This is a genomic window from Mesorhizobium sp. B2-3-5 (assembly GCF_006442395.1).
Lineage (GTDB): Bacteria > Pseudomonadota > Alphaproteobacteria > Rhizobiales > Rhizobiaceae > Mesorhizobium.
The window spans coordinates 117,737-132,048 of record NZ_VFVX01000002.1; the positions used below are offsets into that span (position 1 = coordinate 117,737).

Consider the following 14,312-nt stretch of genomic DNA (forward strand, 5'->3'; position numbering starts at 1 on the left):
ATACCGGCTGTCCGCTCACCCGCGGGGAGCCGCTTCGGCGCTGGCGCAGCCCGGCGATTGGGGTTCGGATTTGCGGTGTTACTCCGCTGCGGCCTTCGCGGCATCCGCGGTGGAAAGTTTCGTCTGGAAGAACGGCGCGAGCACCGAAACAGCCTCGTCGATGTATTTCTGGCCGTCATAGAGCTCCATATGATTGGCGCCCTCTACCACGTGGAAGGATTTGTCCGTGCTGGCGGCGCGGTCGAACAGGTCGTCGCTCATCCACTTCGAACCCGCCATGCTTCCAGCCACGATCTGTATGGGCTGGGTCAGGTAGACATCCGCCATATGGTAAGCATCGTAAGTGATGATCTGGTTCAGGCTGCGCAGCGTCGCGAAACCGGGTGCGGTTGCGCATTCGGCCCGCGGCGTGTGGTAGTACTCCCAGGCCTGGCGCAGTTCCTCGTTTGGCGCGTCCTTTTCCGTCAATGGCGCGAGCGGCATGGTCGCAACCGCAGCGCCACTGGCATCCGAGGTGCGGGCGTTCGAGCCGGCCTCGACCAGCGGCAAGGCGTCGATCGACCGGACGGTATTCTGCCAGCCATTCCGGAACATCGAGCCGATGTTGACGGCGCTGACGGTGCCGATGGCCTTGATGCGGCGATCCTGGATCGCGGCGTTCGCCGTGTAACCCGCACCAGCGCAGATGCCCATCGCACCGATGCGGTCCTTGTCGATGTAAGGCAGCGTGGTCAGGTGGTCGATGACGGCGCTGACGTCCTCGGTGCTGATGTAGGGATTTTCGAGCTGGCGCGGCTCGCCGCCGCTTTCGCCCTGGTAGGAGCGGTCGAAAGCAATGGTGACGAACCCTCGTTCCGCCAGCTTCTTGGCATAGGTGCCAGCCGTCTGCTCCTTTACGCCGCCGCCGGGATGCGAGACGACGATAGCGGGATAGCTGCGTTTCTCGTCGAAGCCTGCGGGGAAATTGATCACCGCCGACATGGTGATCGTCTTGTTGTTCGAATTGGCGAAGCTGATCTTGTCCATTTCCAGTCTCCTTCCGTTGAAGTGCGCGCGGCCCGCCGCGTTGAACGCGAACGGTACGTTTGCTTTGAACGCCCTTGTGAATGAACAGAATCTAGCGCAGAAAGATTGCATGAAATAGGCGGTTAATTCTTATTGGGTCTATCACTCAGGTGATGAATGCGGCGGGATGAGATTGCCGATCTGGCGGCCTTTGTAGTCGTTGCCGAGGAACGTAGTTTCACCAAGGCGGCTCAACGCCTCGGCATGGCGCAATCCGCGCTCAGCCAGATCGTGCGGCGGATCGAGGAACGGCTGGGAATGCGGCTACTGTCGCGTACGACGCGCAGCATGGCGCCCACAGAGGCGGGCGAGCGGCTGATCGCGACGCTTGGTCCCATGCTGCACGACCTGGATGCCGCCATCGCCTCGCTCGGCGAATTGCGCGACCGCCCGACCGGAACAATCCGTATCACCACCGTCGAGCACGCGGCGAAGACCATCATTGTCCCGGCCATGAAGCGGCTGCTGCCGGATAACCCGGACATCGCGGTGGATCTCACCGTCGACTACGGCCTCGCCGATGTCGTGGCTGATCGCTTCGACGCTGGTGTCCGGCTCGGCGGGGAGATGGCGAAAGACATGATAGCGGTGCGTATCGGGCCTGACATCCCGATGGCGATCGTCGGCTCGCCGGATTATTTCCGCACGCACGCCGTTCCGAGTTCGCCGGCGCAACTGACCGATCATCGTGCGATCAATTTGCGGCTGCCGACTTCCGGCACACTGAATAAATGGCGATTGATGCGCGGCGGCCGCGAAACGCGGGTGAAGGTCGACGGGCCGCTCGTCTTCAATACCATCGACCTGATCCTTGATGCCGCGCTCGACGGTCACGGCCTCGCCTATTTACCACTCGACCAGGTGCAGTATCATTTGGATGGAGGCCGGCTGGTACGTGTGCTGAGCCGGTTTACGCCCGATCTGCCGGGCTATCACCTCTATTATCCGCACCGACGGCACGCTTCGTCCGCCTTCACCCATTTTGTGGAGACACTGCGCTTCCGGGCATAAATGCTTTGAGCGGACACCCCTCCGAAACAAGACATCGTGCCGCAATCGGCGGTGATTGGCACGCCTGGAGGTGTACTGGAGTGGTGGCATAAATGGCGGAGGGAGTGGCTGCCTCTCCGCCGTTTCTGTTGATTTACTGGCCATAACCCATTGTAAACGCCGATAAAATCAATAATGTCACGTATGCGGTTATGGCAACGGGACACGAAAATAGCGCGGCATAAGTTCACCGACACCAGTTTGAAGCGGCTAGTTGACCCTGGCATCTACAGCGACGGTCTTTTCCTGCGCGTTCGCAAGGGCGGCAGCCGTCAATGGTTCTTCATCCATAAGCGCGGCGGCAAGCGGGCAGAGCTTGGCCTTGGAGGCTACGGACAAGGCACGGAGCAAGAGCGAAAATAGCTGCGGCTGTGCGAAGGGCGTCGCACAATTCAGAACTTGTAGGCGATCCCGATTCGGACCTCGTTGGTTTTGAGTTTTTCGTGCTCTACAAAGGACGAGTCAGTGTTGGTGGTGGCCGTCGTAACCTTGCCGAAATCGGTATAACGATATTCGACCTGACCGACCCAGTTTTTGTTAAAGGCATAGGCGACGCCAGCACCAACCGTCCAGCCAGCCTTAACTTTTGACTGGGAATCCGTTGCCGCCCCGTCTTCGAACTTAGTGTGAATATCCCCGAGGGCCAGACCGCCGGTCACGTAGGGTAGCCAATTGTCGAAGGCATAGCCCAAGCGGCCGCGCAATGAGCCTTGGGCGTCGATATGAGTATTGTCATCAGTGCCGAACGGCCAGTCGGGATTGTGGCCGACAATACCGGAGGCCTCGATATCGCCTTCGATGCCGCCGACGATGTTGCCCCACTGCACATTGTAGCCGGCAAAAACACCTCCGGTAACGCCACGGAGCCTAAAGCTATCCGAATAATCCGAAAGCCCGCCCCCGAGAATTTCGTCCTGAATATGATCACGGCCCCAAGCATAACCAATTTGGCCGCCGATATAGGCACCGGTCCAGTCATACGTGGAAGCGACTGGAAGCTCATTCACAATATCAGCCGCCATTGCCGACGTGAGAGTGGCACTGAGAAACGCCGCTGCCAGAATGTATTTCATTGCCCGTCCCCGCGTAGACGCTTCATTGAAGGCTGAATATATCAGACAAACGCCGCAACGGAATGTAAGCGAGCGGTGAAGTGCGCACTTTCCCCGACCAGGTTGTAATTTGGCAACATGGGCTGGTTTCGAATTGCTCTCCATCCACGGGGGCAAGCAAGCCGGCCCCCTTTCAGGAGCTTAACGCAACACGCCTGCTAGGGCTGCGTCCGGTCGACCCAGCACGCGACACTCGCAATCCTCACGGCTGAGGCGTCTGTATCTGCGTGCCCAAATGCCTTTTCGCCGGGACTGAGATTGGACACAAGGGCGCTACCCACTTGGACAGCCTTCCCTGCTGCGTCCATGAACGCGCAATCGACATAGACCGATCGGTAGACATTCGGTCCCGCATTCGTCAAACGCACGATAGCGCGGGCGATTTTGCGGTGTGTCATGGGTTATGGCAAGACCAAAAACAGGCTCAAGCCTTTGATTTTACTAGAGTTGTGGCGGAGGGAGTGGGATTCGAACCCACGGTGAACTTGCGCCCACGCCGGTTTTCAAGACCGGTGCCTTAAACCGCTCGGCCATCCCTCCAGTGACTGTGCATCACAGGCGACTGCTCTAGTGTGCCTGACAAAGACCTGTCAACCGGCTTCCATGACGCGCGCGCCGTGTGGCTGGCGAAGTGGCGGCAAGCAGCGTCACAATCTTGCCCGCTTCCGGCCACAATCGGTTAATATCGTGATAAACAATTCCTGCGCACAAAGGATCGGGGTTCTAGTCGCCTTTGGTATTGTCGAGTGAGTGCTTTGGCTCCTCTGATGTCAAACGACGACGTCTTTGATTGAGACTGTAGGGGATTTCAGGAAAATGCAGGCTGCGACGCGCCCGCGTCTTCGTCGCGCTTCCACGATTGCGCTGTTTGCCGTGTCGGCTGCCTTGCTGGCGGCCTGTGCGTCGCCGCAGCCGAAGGCGATGGTCAATCCCAAGCATCGATCCAAGGAATATTTCGCCGAAACCGAATATGGCGTGAAAGCCAGCCCGCGCGTTGCCTTCATGCGGCGTGGCGGCGGCCGCGACCAGCTCGGCAAGCCCTACCAGGTTCGCGGCAAGTGGTATTATCCGAAGGAAGAAAAGCGCTACGCCAAGGTTGGTCTGGCCTCCTGGTATGGCGATGCCTTCCACGGCCGGCTGACCGCCAACGGCGAAGTCTACGACATGGCGCACCTGACGGCGGCGCACCCGACCATGCCGCTGCCGAGCTATGCTCGAGTCACCAATCTCAAGACCGGCAGCTCGGTCATCGTGCGCGTCAATGATCGCGGACCTTACCACGAAGGCCGCATCATCGACGTGTCGCAGCGTGCCGCGGAGATGCTCGACTATGCCAATATCGGCACCGCCGAGGTGAAGGTGGAATATGTCGGGCGCGCGCCGCTCGACGGCAATGACGATCAGTACCTGATGGCCTCCTACCACCCCGGCAACAGGCGCCCGGACCCGTCGGACGGCCTGCCGAGTGGCGTCATGGTCGCCATGAACGGACCTTCGCCGAGTCTGCCGGTGGGTGCTGCCGCCGCGCCGTTCCCGGGCCAGATGACGGATTCCGGCCCGGCCTTCGCTCAGCCGGCTGCCCTGTCGGCGCAGGCGCAGGCGCAGGCGCCGGCTTTCGGCGACGTGGCACTGCCCGATTTCGGTCCGATCGTGCCAGAGCGCCCGGACATCCGCCTGCCGCCGCAATCGCCATTCGCCGTGGCCTCGCTGTCCTATGCGGATGAACGTGTGCGGCGTGCAGATGTTTTTGCCGCATTGGACGACAGCGGCATGTCACCGGCCGACATCTTGCGGTCGTGGAAGAAATCCAATCCGAAGGCGTCAGCGTCGACCTCCGACTATGTCGCCGCCGGCACCTTCGACAATGCCGCTGAAGCCAAGCGCGTGGCCGCCGCACTCGAGCCCTTTGGCAGAATAGAGATCCAGCGTTCCGATCTCGACGGCAATGACTGGTATGCGGTCAATCTCTATCCGGATGGCCATGGCGGGGTGGACGAATTGCTGCAGGCGGCGTGGACGCATGGCGCGCCCGATGCACTGGCTGTGCGCGACTGATAAGCGACACGGATTTCCGCTGAACAGTTGATCCCTCCTGGAAAAAGCCCGATAGTTTCGCTGGCTTGCCGGAGGGACCGGCCAACGGGTCGAATTTCATGCAGTTTCGCTTGCTTCAGCCTTTTGCCGGGGTTCTTCTTCTCGGTCTCCTGCTCTCTCTGACCCCAGCCCGCGCACAGCTTTTCGAGACCAAGGCCGCACAGGCCTTCATGATCGATGCCGATACCGGCACGGTGCTGTTCTCAAAAGATGCCGACAAGCCGATCCCGCCGGCCTCGATGGCCAAGCTGATGACCATGGAAGTGGTTTTCAACGCCCTCAAGTCCGGGCGCCTCAAGCTCGACGACACGTTCGTGGTAAGTGAAAACGCCTGGCGCAAGGGCGGCGCGCCGTCGGGAACGTCGACCATGTTTGCCAAGCTCAAATCGGCGATCCGCCTCGAGGACCTGATCCAGGGCGTGACCGTGCAGGCTGCCAATGACGGCTGCATCGTCATCGCCGAAGGCATGGCCGGATCCGAGGACAATTTTGCCGCGCAGATGACCGAACGCGCCCGCCAGATCGGCCTCAAGACATCGACTTTCGTCAATTCGACCGGTCTGCCGGCGGACGGCCAGCAGACGACCGTGCGCGAACTGGCGCAGCTTGCCCTGCATTTGTGGCGCGATTACCCGGATTATTATCGCTACTATGGGCTGAAGGATTTCACCTGGAACAAGATCACCCAGAAAAACCGTAACCCGCTGCTGGCCATGGACATCGGCGCCGATGGCCTGGTTGTCGGTGCCAGCGAGGCGGCCGGCTTCGGTATCGTCGCTTCGGCCAGCCACAACGGCAGCCGGGTGATCGCGGTGATGAGCGGGCTGGCCAGTGACAAGGAACGCGCCGAAGAGGCGCGCAAGCTGCTCGACTGGGGCGCGCGGTCCTTCGAGAAAACCGAGATTTTCGCCAAGGATGAGGTGATCGGCGAGGCCCAGGTTTTCGGCGGCGCGAAATCCGGCGTGACGCTGAAGGCAAAAGGGCCGATCGACATCTTCCTGCCGATCACCAACCGCGACAAGCTGACGGCCCGGATCGTCTACACCGGCCCGGTCGCTGCTCCCGTGGAGGCAGGGCAGCCGGTAGGCGCGCTGCGCGTCTGGATCGGTGATACGCTGAGCCAGGAGACGCCACTCTTCGCCGCCGAGTCGATCAGTGTCGGCACCTTGCCGCAACGCGCACTCGATGCCGTCAAGGAACTGGCGATCGGCTGGCTGCGATAGCACCGACGGCATGGACGTTTCCCCGAACGCGGACTATCTAGAGCGCAACAATCCACTCCAACATGGATAAGGCCTTTCGATTGGCGCGCGGATTTTTCATCACCTTCGAAGGCGGCGAGGGCGCAGGCAAGTCGACGCAGATCGAGCGGCTGGCGAGAAAGATGCGCGCCAAGAAGTATGATGTCCTGCTCACACGCGAACCGGGTGGCTCGCCAGGCGCCGAAGCGGTCAGGCATGTGCTGCTTTCAGGCGCCGCCGAGCCATTCGGGCCGAAGATGGAAGCGCTGCTCTTTGCCGCCGCGCGCTCCGACCATGTCGAGCAGGTCATCCGACCCGCGGTCGAGCGCGGCACCATCGTGTTGTGCGACCGCTTCCTGGATTCCTCGCGCGTCTACCAGGGCGTTACAGGTGGAATCGATCCGGCGTTCATGGAAGCGCTGGAGCAGGTCGCGATCAACGGCATGATGCCGGACATGACGCTGATCTTCGATATCGATCCGGCCGAGGGCCTCAGGCGCGCGACGCTGCGGCGCGGCAGTGACGCGGGCGCCGACCGCTTCGAAAAGGAGACGCTCGCCATCCATCAGGCCCGGCGTGATGCCTTCCTGGCCATCGCCGCGGCCGAGCCGGAACGCTGCATCGTCGTCGACGCGTCGGCCGATCCTAACACGGTGGAGGACGTCGTCACCGCGGCCGTGTTCGCGGCGCTGGAGGCAAGGGCACCCGCGCGCAACAGGCAGGCCGCACCGGTATGATCTTCGAACGCATCGCGCCGGAACAGCACGATACGCTGGACGGCGTGCCCGAGCCTGCCGAAACGCCCCGTCTCGTCGGACACGGGCAGGCGGCCGGCATGCTCGCCGCCGCGTATCGGTCGGGAAAGCTGCCGCATGCGCTGATCTTCGCCGGACCGGTCGGCATCGGCAAGGCGACGCTGGCCTTCCATCTTGCGCATCATCTGTTGAAATACCCGGCCTTCGATCAGGCTCCGGAAAGGCTTGCCGTGCCCGATCCGGCGTCGCCGCTGTTTCGCCAGATCGCAACCGGCGCACATCCCGGCGTGCTGCACCTGACCCGTCCGCTGAACGACAAGACCAAGAGCTTCAAGACCGTCGTCACCGTGGACGAGATACGCAAGGTCAGCCGCTTCCTGTCGCTGACCTCGCATGACGGCAGCTACAGGGTGGTGATCGTCGATCCCGCTGACGACATGAATGCCAATGCCGCCAACGCCTTGCTGAAAAACCTCGAGGAGCCGCCGGCAAGAACGCTGTTCATTCTCATCGTCCATGCGCCGGGCAGCCTGCTGCCGACGATCCGCTCGCGCTGCCAGGTGGTGCGCCTGACGCCGCTCGACGCCGACGACTTGCTGGCGGTGCTGAAGACCGCCGAACCGCCGCCTCCGGACGATCCGGCAGCACAGGCGGCACTGGTCGAACGGGCAGGGGGCAGCGCCCGCAACGCCATCCTGCTGACGCAGTATGGCGGGCTGGAGATCGCCCAGACGCTCGATGCGCTTGTGGCGACGAGAAAGAGCGACGTCGGTGCAAACTACCGCCTTGCCGAGGCCGTCGCCGGACGCGATCAGGCGATCCAGTTCGACATCTTCAATCGCCGGGCGCTCGATCTGCTGTCGGACGCCGCAAGCCGGGCTGCCCTGGACGGGGATCTTGCGCGTGCCAAAGCGCTGTCGGACACTTGGCACGAGGCGCTGGACGCTATGTCTGAAACCGACACCTACAATCTCGACAAGAAGCAGCACGCTCTTACCATGATCGACCGCCTGAATTCTGCGATGCGAATGTGACGGCCTTATTGATGCATGCCGTCGCCCCACAACCGGGGCCACTTTTGGCGGCATGCATTGGTCTCGGGATGGCAATCGCCATTCCGATGCGATATCCACGCCACGGCTTCCATTCAGACATTCATGACGGTTCATTCATGTCACGCGACACATTCTACATCACGACCGCGATCTCCTATCCGAACGGCAAGCCGCATATCGGCCATGCCTACGAGCTGATCGCCACCGACGCGCTCGCCCGTTTCCAGCGGCTCGACGGCAAGCAAGTCTTCTTCCTGACGGGCACCGACGAGCACGGCATCAAGATGCTGCAGACGGCGAAGCGCGAAGGCATTTCGGCACGCGAACTGGCCGATCGCAATTCAGCCGATTTCAAGCGCATGGCGGCCGCGCTCAACGCCTCCAACGACGACTTCATCCGCACCACGGAAGAACGGCATTACGCGTCTTCGCAGGCGATCTGGAAGGCGATGGACGCCAATGGCGATATCTACAAGGGCGGCTATGCCGGCTGGTACTCAGTGCGTGACGAAGCCTATTACGGCGAGGAGGAGACGGAGGTCCGTCCCGACGATGTCCGCTATGGACCACAGGGAACGCCTGTCGAATGGGTGGAGGAGGAGAGCTATTTCTTCCGCCTCTCGGCCTACCAGGACAAGCTCATTGCCCTCTATGAAAGCCAGCCCGACTTCATCGGCCCGGCCGAGCGTCGCAATGAGGTGATGAGCTTCGTCAAATCGGGGCTGAAGGACCTGTCGATCTCGCGCACGACCTTTGATTGGGGCGTGCCGGTGCCTGGTGACGACAAGCACGTGATGTATGTGTGGGTCGATGCGTTGACCAATTACATTACCGGTGTCGGCTATCCCGATGAAAAGGCTGAGAATTGGCGTTTCTGGCCGGCCGATGCACATATCATCGGCAAGGATATTGTGCGCTTTCATGCGGTCTATTGGCCAGCCTTCCTGATGTCGGCCGGCATCCCGCTGCCGAAGCGCGTTTTCGGCCACGGCTTCCTGTTCAACCGCGGCGAGAAGATGTCGAAATCGGTCGGCAACGTCATCGACCCGTTCACCATGATCGAGCATTACGGCCTCGACCAGGTACGCTATTTCTTCCTGCGCGAAGTGCCGTTCGGCCAGGACGGCAGCTACAGCCATGAAGCGATCGTCAACCGCACCAACGCCGATCTCGCCAACGGCCTCGGCAATCTGGCGCAGCGCTCGCTGTCGATGATCGCCAAGAATTGCGGCGGCGTCGTGCCGAAGCGCGGCGACCTGACGGATGCCGACAGCGCGATCCTGGATCAGGCGGTGGCCGCTCTCGCCGCCGCGCGCAAGGCGATGGCCGAACAGGGCATTCATCTGGCGCTGGCGGCGATCTTCGGCGTCGTGGCGGAAGCCGATCGGTACTTCGCCGGGCAGGAGCCATGGGCGCTGAGAAAGACCAGCCCGGAGCGCATGGAAACGGTGCTGTGGACGACAGCCGAAGTGGTCCGGCGCGTGGCGGTGCTTTGCCAGCCCTACATTCCGGGATCGGCCTCGAAGTTGCTCGACCTGCTGGCTGTGCCGGCGGACAGGCGCGACTTCGTGCACGTCCACGCCGACCATGCGCTTGTTCCGGGTTCCGCCTTGCCTGTGCCGGAAGGTGTGTTTCCGCGTTACGTCGACCAGCCGGACGCGAACGCCTGATGCTCGTCGACAGCCACTGCCATCTGGATTTTCCAGATTTCGCCGAGGAGCGGGCGGCCATTGTCGCCCGCGCCGTGGCGGCCGGCATCGGCCGCATGGTGACGATATCGACCCGTGTGAAGCGATTTCAGCAAATTCTTGAAATCGCGCAGACTTTCGACGAGGTGTATTGCTCGGTCGGCACCCATCCGCACAATGCCGCAGAAGAGCTCGACGTCACTGCCGCCGACCTTGTCCGTCTATCGGCTCACTCCAAGGTGGTGGCGATCGGCGAGGCCGGGCTTGATTATTTCTACGACAAGGCGCCGCGTGATGCGCAAGCGCGGGGCTTTCGCGCGCACATCGCCGCCGCTCGCGAAACCGGACTGCCTCTGGTCATCCATTCGCGCGACGCCGATGAGGATATGGCCGATATTCTCGAGGAGGAAACGGGGAAGGGTGCCTTTCCTTTCATCCTGCACTGTTTCTCTTCGGGTCGCCGGCTGGCCGAGGTGGGCGTTTCGCTTGGCGGCTATGTGTCGTTCTCAGGCATACTGACATTCAAGAATTCTGCCGAATTGCGCGCCATCGCCGCCGATGTGCCGCATGACCGGCTGCTCGTCGAGACCGACGCGCCATACCTGGCGCCAGTACCATTCCGCGGCAAGCGGAACGAGCCGGCCTATGTCGCGCAAACCGCCAAGGTGCTGGCCGAGACGATTGGCGTCAGTGAGGCTGAAATCGCTGCGTTGACGACGAACAACTTCTTTCGGCTGTTTGGAAAAATGCCGCGCCCGGATCAGCGGGCGTCCAACGCATGAGCGACAGCCTGCGCGTCACCATTCTCGGCTGCGGCTCGTCGCCAGGTACGCCACGCATCACCGGCGACTGGGGCAAATGCGACCCGGACAATCCAAGGAACCGGCGCATGCGCACGGCAGCGCTGGTCGAGCGGATCGCCGCGAACGGCAATCGCACGACCGTCGTCATCGACACCGGACCGGATTTCCGCCAGCAGATGTTGATGGCCTCTGTCAGGCGCATTGACGCGGCCGTCTACACCCATCCGCACGCGGACCACATCCACGGCATCGACGATCTACGCGGCTTCGTCCTCGATCAGCGCCAGCGGATCGATATCCACGCCGACCAGCCAACGATGCTGCGGCTGCGCCAGGCGTTCGGCTATTGCTTCGAGACGCCAGCAGGCAGTTCCTATCCGCCGATCGTCGAAGCCCATATCATCAACCACGCCAGGCCGGTGGTGATCGAGGGAGAGGGGGGTGCCCTCACCCTCGAGCCTTTGCCACAGGTTCACGGCGACATCATATCGCTCGGCTTTCGCGTCGGGACGCTGGCCTACTGCCCTGATGTCAGCGACTTTCCCGATGCCACCGTCGAAAGGTTGCGCGACCTTGAAGTTCTGATCATCGACGCATTGCAATACAGGACGCATCCGAGCCACCTGTCGCTTGGCCAGGCGCTTGAATGGATCGAAAAGCTGGCCCCGAAACACGCCGTGCTGACGCACATGCACGTGCCGCTCGACTATGCCACGGTCAAGGGCGAAGTGCCGGCCAATGTCACCCCGGCCCATGACGGCATGGTGATCGAAATTCCTTATGAAACAACGTGATACGAACGACGTCTTATGAGGATGTTCGGCTCCTTGGGCCAAATATCAGCAGCGTTCCAATCCGCTCATAGCCCATGCCGGGATAAAGCAGCGCTCCGGCGTGCGTCGCCATGAGCACCAAGCACCGCGACCCTGGTCGTCGTGCAGCATTTTAGCCATCAGCGCCTGGCCGATGCCGCGACGCCGTTGCGAAGGCTCGACATACATGTCCGCGCACCAGGTTGCGCCGACAGCGTCCACGCTGCGCACGCGTCCAAACCCATGAAAATCAGCGGCAATTCCCAACCGTAGGCTAATCTTTAAGTTCCATAATCTATCTTATGCGACTTTCGGACGTGGCTGTGGAGGAGCGGCAGCGGGTGATCTTGCGCCGGCCGGCGCCTTGCGCCCTGAACGGCTTGGCGTAGGATTTCGTCCGATCACAACCATCCTGTACACATGATGATGAAGACCGAACCCAATTGTTTATTCCGCCGCCGACTTGGCGCGGACGCGCGTGCCCGTGGCGATCGTTCAAAGTGAGCATGACGAATTCATCCGGGACGAGCACGCGAACGATCCGGCTCGCGGCATCCCGGAAGCAGCATTGATTGCCCTGCCCGGCGTCAGCCATTTCGCTCCGCTGCAACGACCCATACAGTTCAACGGAGTGCTGTTGGCCTTCCTCGAACGGGTTGTGATCCCGTTGGTAGCCGACAGGGGTTCGAATCCCCTGGGTCTCGCAATAGCAGGAGTAGCGCCCTGCCCGACAACGTCACTTCGACAGCTTCGGATGCGGGATAAAGCGGGCGAGCAAGCCGGTCCGTGATCGCGGAAGTTGCAGTTTCGGGTTTTCGGACTATTGTTCGCGCCGGGATGGGGCGATGAGTTACCAAGATCCGGCAATCCGCAGATATGGACAGGTCATCGGCCTGACGATTGCAGCCTTTGTTGCTGCGGACCTTCTATGGCTGCCGTTCAGCAACATCACGGTCGACAGTTCCAATGGCGTTGCAGTCATCATCGCCGGCCTGATTGCCGGGGGATATTGGCTTGCGGGCGCAGTCTGCTCCCGGATGGCTCGGCGCTCTCGGCTTTCCAAGGTGTGGGGCGCAATCGCGGCCGCCTTCGAAAACATCGCCATCTTCTTGCTGGCTTTCATCCCGATGTCGGTCGCAAGCTGCCTGTTCATGTACCTGGCGTCGTCGACGGCAAGGCCGCGTCTGGATGCCTATCTGGTCGACGCAGACAAGGCGCTCGGCTTCGACTGGCCCAGCGCGCTCGCCTATGCGAATTCGTTCCCGATGGCAGCCGCAGTCCTCGTGTTCTGCTATGCCGCCCTGACCTGGCAGATCCCAATCGTGGTGCTTTGGCACGCCTGCGTGAACGGAAGGCGCAGGCTGCTCGAATTCTGCGCCGTGCTGTTCGCCTCGTCGGTTCTCACCGCAATCACCATGGCAGCGGTGCCTGTGGATGGTCCCTATCTGTACTTCAAGCCGGCAGCGTCGCTTTACGACCACTTCACGAACGCCGGGCTCTCTCATGCCACGACGGTCGAGGCGCTGCGCTCCGGGCCGTTCATTTTCCTGATCTCCAAGACGGTCGGGATCACTTGTTTCCCGTCGTTCCACACCACACTCGGGATCGTCATCACATATGCGCTGCGTCGCACGCCGTTCTTTTTCCCGGTGGCCATCGTCAATGCACTGATGATCGTCTCGACCGTGCCCGAAGGCGGGCACTATCTGGTTGACGTTATCGCTGGCGGGCTCGTGGCAGTCGCCGCCATCGTCGGTGTCAGGAGGTTGGCCGACCACGGCAGACGGATTAGAACGGCGCTGCTGCCATCAGAGTAGCGTTGGGCGAGGCGCTGGAGAACGTCGAGGTCAGCGATTGACCGCCGGCAGATTCCTTGGAGCCGTGAATGCCCCGCTGGCCACCGGCCGAGACCGAGAAATTATAGTCTTCGGTCACGTTCGATATCGATCCGGCGGCATTCTGGATGTTGCAGCAGACAACGAGAGCCATGCCGGCAGCGCCGATCGTGACTGAGGCGCTGGTCGTTCCGGTCCCCGTTGTTCCGGCCGTGCTTGAATAGCCGTCGCCACGATAGACTGCCGTCGTCATTCTGACATCGCGAACGAGCGTCATGACGATGTTGGCGGTCGTATTCGCAGCGATGCCCGATCCGGTTCCTGCTGGGCATGACCAGATTTCAGCATTGTTGAAGTTGCTGCCGTTGAATGCTCGGACGGCACGTGTTGCGGTGTCACCGCCAACCGTCATTGCTGAGATGGATGAGCCGCTGAACGTGGGCTCGTACCATGACACAGTGATGTAGATGACGCGTGCGGCGGCGGCTGCTCCAATGATTGCCGCCGTGATGGTGTAGCTCGTGGTGGCGCTTAGTGTCTGGATATTGTCGGTCTTCGCCAACGGTAGCGATGGCGTGCCCGAGGATAGGACAAACGGGTTGATGAGCATCGAGGCAAGGGATGGATCCTTGCCGTAGCGGGCCATTTCGCCCGCCGTTGCCTTGACCAGCTCAGGCTTGCCGCCGACCACCTTGCGCATCTCGGCAAGCACCGAGCGGCGAACATCGCGCGACAGGCCGAGCCCCTGCATCTTGCGGTCGAGGTCGCCCAGAGACCGCCTTCGATTGGCCGAATGATCGCT

14 protein-coding genes, 1 tRNA gene and 1 pseudogene are annotated in these 14,312 nt (G+C 61.6%); 11 read left to right on the forward strand and 5 right to left on the reverse strand.

The window, feature by feature from the left end; all coding sequences use genetic code 11:
• Positions 1–78: 78 nt before the first annotated feature.
• Positions 79–1,026 carry an alpha/beta hydrolase gene (locus tag FJ958_RS03355; RefSeq protein WP_210243439.1) on the reverse strand — a complete coding sequence of 316 codons (948 nt, stop codon included), beginning with the start codon at positions 1,024–1,026 and terminating at the stop codon, positions 79–81.
• A gap of 156 nt (positions 1,027–1,182) precedes the next feature.
• On the opposite strand from FJ958_RS03355, the gene FJ958_RS03360 reads away from it, so the two are divergent.
• Both FJ958_RS03360 and FJ958_RS32515 read left to right on the forward strand, forming a co-directional pair.
• Entirely contained in the window at positions 1,183–2,076 is an 894-nt protein-coding gene (locus FJ958_RS03360) for a LysR family transcriptional regulator (protein ID WP_140739397.1), read from the forward strand.
• A 183-nt stretch (positions 2,077–2,259) separates the two neighbouring features.
• A complete protein-coding gene (locus FJ958_RS32515; protein ID WP_348642191.1) occupies positions 2,260–2,478 on the forward strand; it encodes an Arm DNA-binding domain-containing protein in 219 nt (72 codons plus the stop codon).
• A 29-nt stretch (positions 2,479–2,507) separates the two neighbouring features.
• Here the strand turns inward: FJ958_RS32515 and FJ958_RS03365 are convergent, their stop codons facing one another.
• A complete protein-coding gene (locus FJ958_RS03365) occupies positions 2,508–3,188 on the reverse strand; it encodes an outer membrane protein (RefSeq protein WP_181176267.1) in 681 nt (226 codons plus the stop codon).
• 489 nt (positions 3,189–3,677) lie between these two features.
• A tRNA-Ser gene (locus FJ958_RS03370) sits at positions 3,678–3,767 on the reverse strand.
• Between the two features lie 276 nt (positions 3,768–4,043).
• Between FJ958_RS03370 and FJ958_RS03375 the strand changes: the two genes are divergently transcribed.
• From FJ958_RS03375 to FJ958_RS03405, 7 genes are all read left to right on the forward strand, one after another.
• On the forward strand, positions 4,044–5,282 hold the full coding sequence (locus FJ958_RS03375; RefSeq protein WP_140739403.1) for a septal ring lytic transglycosylase RlpA family protein: 1,239 nt from the start codon (positions 4,044–4,046) through the stop codon (positions 5,280–5,282).
• 98 nt (positions 5,283–5,380) lie between these two features.
• A complete protein-coding gene (locus FJ958_RS03380) occupies positions 5,381–6,544 on the forward strand; it encodes a D-alanyl-D-alanine carboxypeptidase family protein (RefSeq protein ID WP_140739406.1) in 1,164 nt (387 codons plus the stop codon).
• 80 nt (positions 6,545–6,624) lie between these two features.
• The gene (tmk, locus tag FJ958_RS03385) at positions 6,625–7,299 is read left to right on the forward strand and encodes a dTMP kinase (RefSeq protein ID WP_181176268.1); all 675 of its coding nucleotides are present in this window, start codon (positions 6,625–6,627) and stop codon (positions 7,297–7,299) included.
• Positions 7,296–8,351 (forward strand): DNA polymerase III subunit delta', encoded by a 1,056-nt coding sequence (locus FJ958_RS03390; protein ID WP_140739412.1) that lies wholly within the window; start codon positions 7,296–7,298, stop codon positions 8,349–8,351. Before tmk ends, FJ958_RS03390 begins: the two co-directional genes overlap by 4 nt.
• Positions 8,352–8,488: 137 nt before the next feature.
• Positions 8,489–10,042: a methionine--tRNA ligase gene (gene metG / locus FJ958_RS03395; RefSeq protein ID WP_140739415.1), complete on the forward strand. Its 1,554-nt coding sequence runs from the start codon at positions 8,489–8,491 to the stop codon at positions 10,040–10,042.
• Positions 10,042–10,842, forward strand: a complete 801-nt coding sequence (locus FJ958_RS03400; RefSeq protein ID WP_140739418.1) for a TatD family hydrolase — start codon at positions 10,042–10,044, stop codon at positions 10,840–10,842. Before metG ends, FJ958_RS03400 begins: the two co-directional genes overlap by 1 nt.
• The gene (locus tag FJ958_RS03405; RefSeq protein ID WP_140739421.1) at positions 10,839–11,657 is read left to right on the forward strand and encodes an MBL fold metallo-hydrolase; all 819 of its coding nucleotides are present in this window, start codon (positions 10,839–10,841) and stop codon (positions 11,655–11,657) included. The genes FJ958_RS03400 and FJ958_RS03405 overlap by 4 nt, the downstream gene beginning before the upstream one ends.
• 45 nt (positions 11,658–11,702) lie before the next feature.
• Here FJ958_RS03405 and FJ958_RS03410 read toward each other — a convergent pair whose 3' ends face one another.
• Positions 11,703–11,864 (reverse strand): GNAT family N-acetyltransferase, encoded by a 162-nt coding sequence (locus FJ958_RS03410; protein ID WP_246679474.1) that lies wholly within the window; start codon positions 11,862–11,864, stop codon positions 11,703–11,705.
• A gap of 225 nt (positions 11,865–12,089) precedes the next feature.
• Here FJ958_RS03410 and FJ958_RS31885 point away from each other — a divergent pair.
• Both FJ958_RS31885 and FJ958_RS03420 read left to right on the forward strand, forming a co-directional pair.
• A pseudogene (locus tag FJ958_RS31885) lies at positions 12,090–12,465 on the forward strand (alpha/beta hydrolase); the annotation flags it as partial.
• 55 nt (positions 12,466–12,520) lie between these two features.
• Positions 12,521–13,492 carry a phosphatase PAP2 family protein gene (locus FJ958_RS03420; protein ID WP_140739424.1) on the forward strand — a complete coding sequence of 324 codons (972 nt, stop codon included), beginning with the start codon at positions 12,521–12,523 and terminating at the stop codon, positions 13,490–13,492.
• Here the strand turns inward: FJ958_RS03420 and FJ958_RS03425 are convergent.
• Entirely contained in the window at positions 13,464–14,261 is a 798-nt protein-coding gene (locus tag FJ958_RS03425) for a hypothetical protein (protein WP_140739427.1), read from the reverse strand. The genes FJ958_RS03420 and FJ958_RS03425 overlap by 29 nt on opposite strands.
• Positions 14,262–14,312 lie beyond the last annotated feature (51 nt).

Coding starts and splice junctions, on each gene's coding strand:
- FJ958_RS03390 (WP_140739412.1), top strand. CDS start 7,296: ATGATCTTCGAACGCATCGCGCCGGAACAGCACGATACGCTGGACGGC.
- metG (WP_140739415.1), top strand. CDS start 8,489: ATGTCACGCGACACATTCTACATCACGACCGCGATCTCCTATCCGAAC.
- FJ958_RS03365 (WP_181176267.1), bottom strand. CDS start 3,188: ATGAAATACATTCTGGCAGCGGCGTTTCTCAGTGCCACTCTCACGTCG.
- FJ958_RS32515 (WP_348642191.1), top strand. CDS start 2,260: ATGCGGTTATGGCAACGGGACACGAAAATAGCGCGGCATAAGTTCACC.
- FJ958_RS03420 (WP_140739424.1), top strand. CDS start 12,521: ATGAGTTACCAAGATCCGGCAATCCGCAGATATGGACAGGTCATCGGC.
- FJ958_RS03360 (WP_140739397.1), top strand. CDS start 1,183: ATGCGGCGGGATGAGATTGCCGATCTGGCGGCCTTTGTAGTCGTTGCC.
- FJ958_RS03380 (WP_140739406.1), top strand. CDS start 5,381: ATGCAGTTTCGCTTGCTTCAGCCTTTTGCCGGGGTTCTTCTTCTCGGT.
- FJ958_RS03355 (WP_210243439.1), bottom strand. CDS start 1,026: ATGGACAAGATCAGCTTCGCCAATTCGAACAACAAGACGATCACCATG.
- FJ958_RS03425 (WP_140739427.1), bottom strand. CDS start 14,261: ATGCAGGGGCTCGGCCTGTCGCGCGATGTTCGCCGCTCGGTGCTTGCC.
- FJ958_RS03400 (WP_140739418.1), top strand. CDS start 10,042: ATGCTCGTCGACAGCCACTGCCATCTGGATTTTCCAGATTTCGCCGAG.
- FJ958_RS03405 (WP_140739421.1), top strand. CDS start 10,839: ATGAGCGACAGCCTGCGCGTCACCATTCTCGGCTGCGGCTCGTCGCCA.
- FJ958_RS03410 (WP_246679474.1), bottom strand. CDS start 11,864: ATGTATGTCGAGCCTTCGCAACGGCGTCGCGGCATCGGCCAGGCGCTG.
- FJ958_RS03375 (WP_140739403.1), top strand. CDS start 4,044: ATGCAGGCTGCGACGCGCCCGCGTCTTCGTCGCGCTTCCACGATTGCG.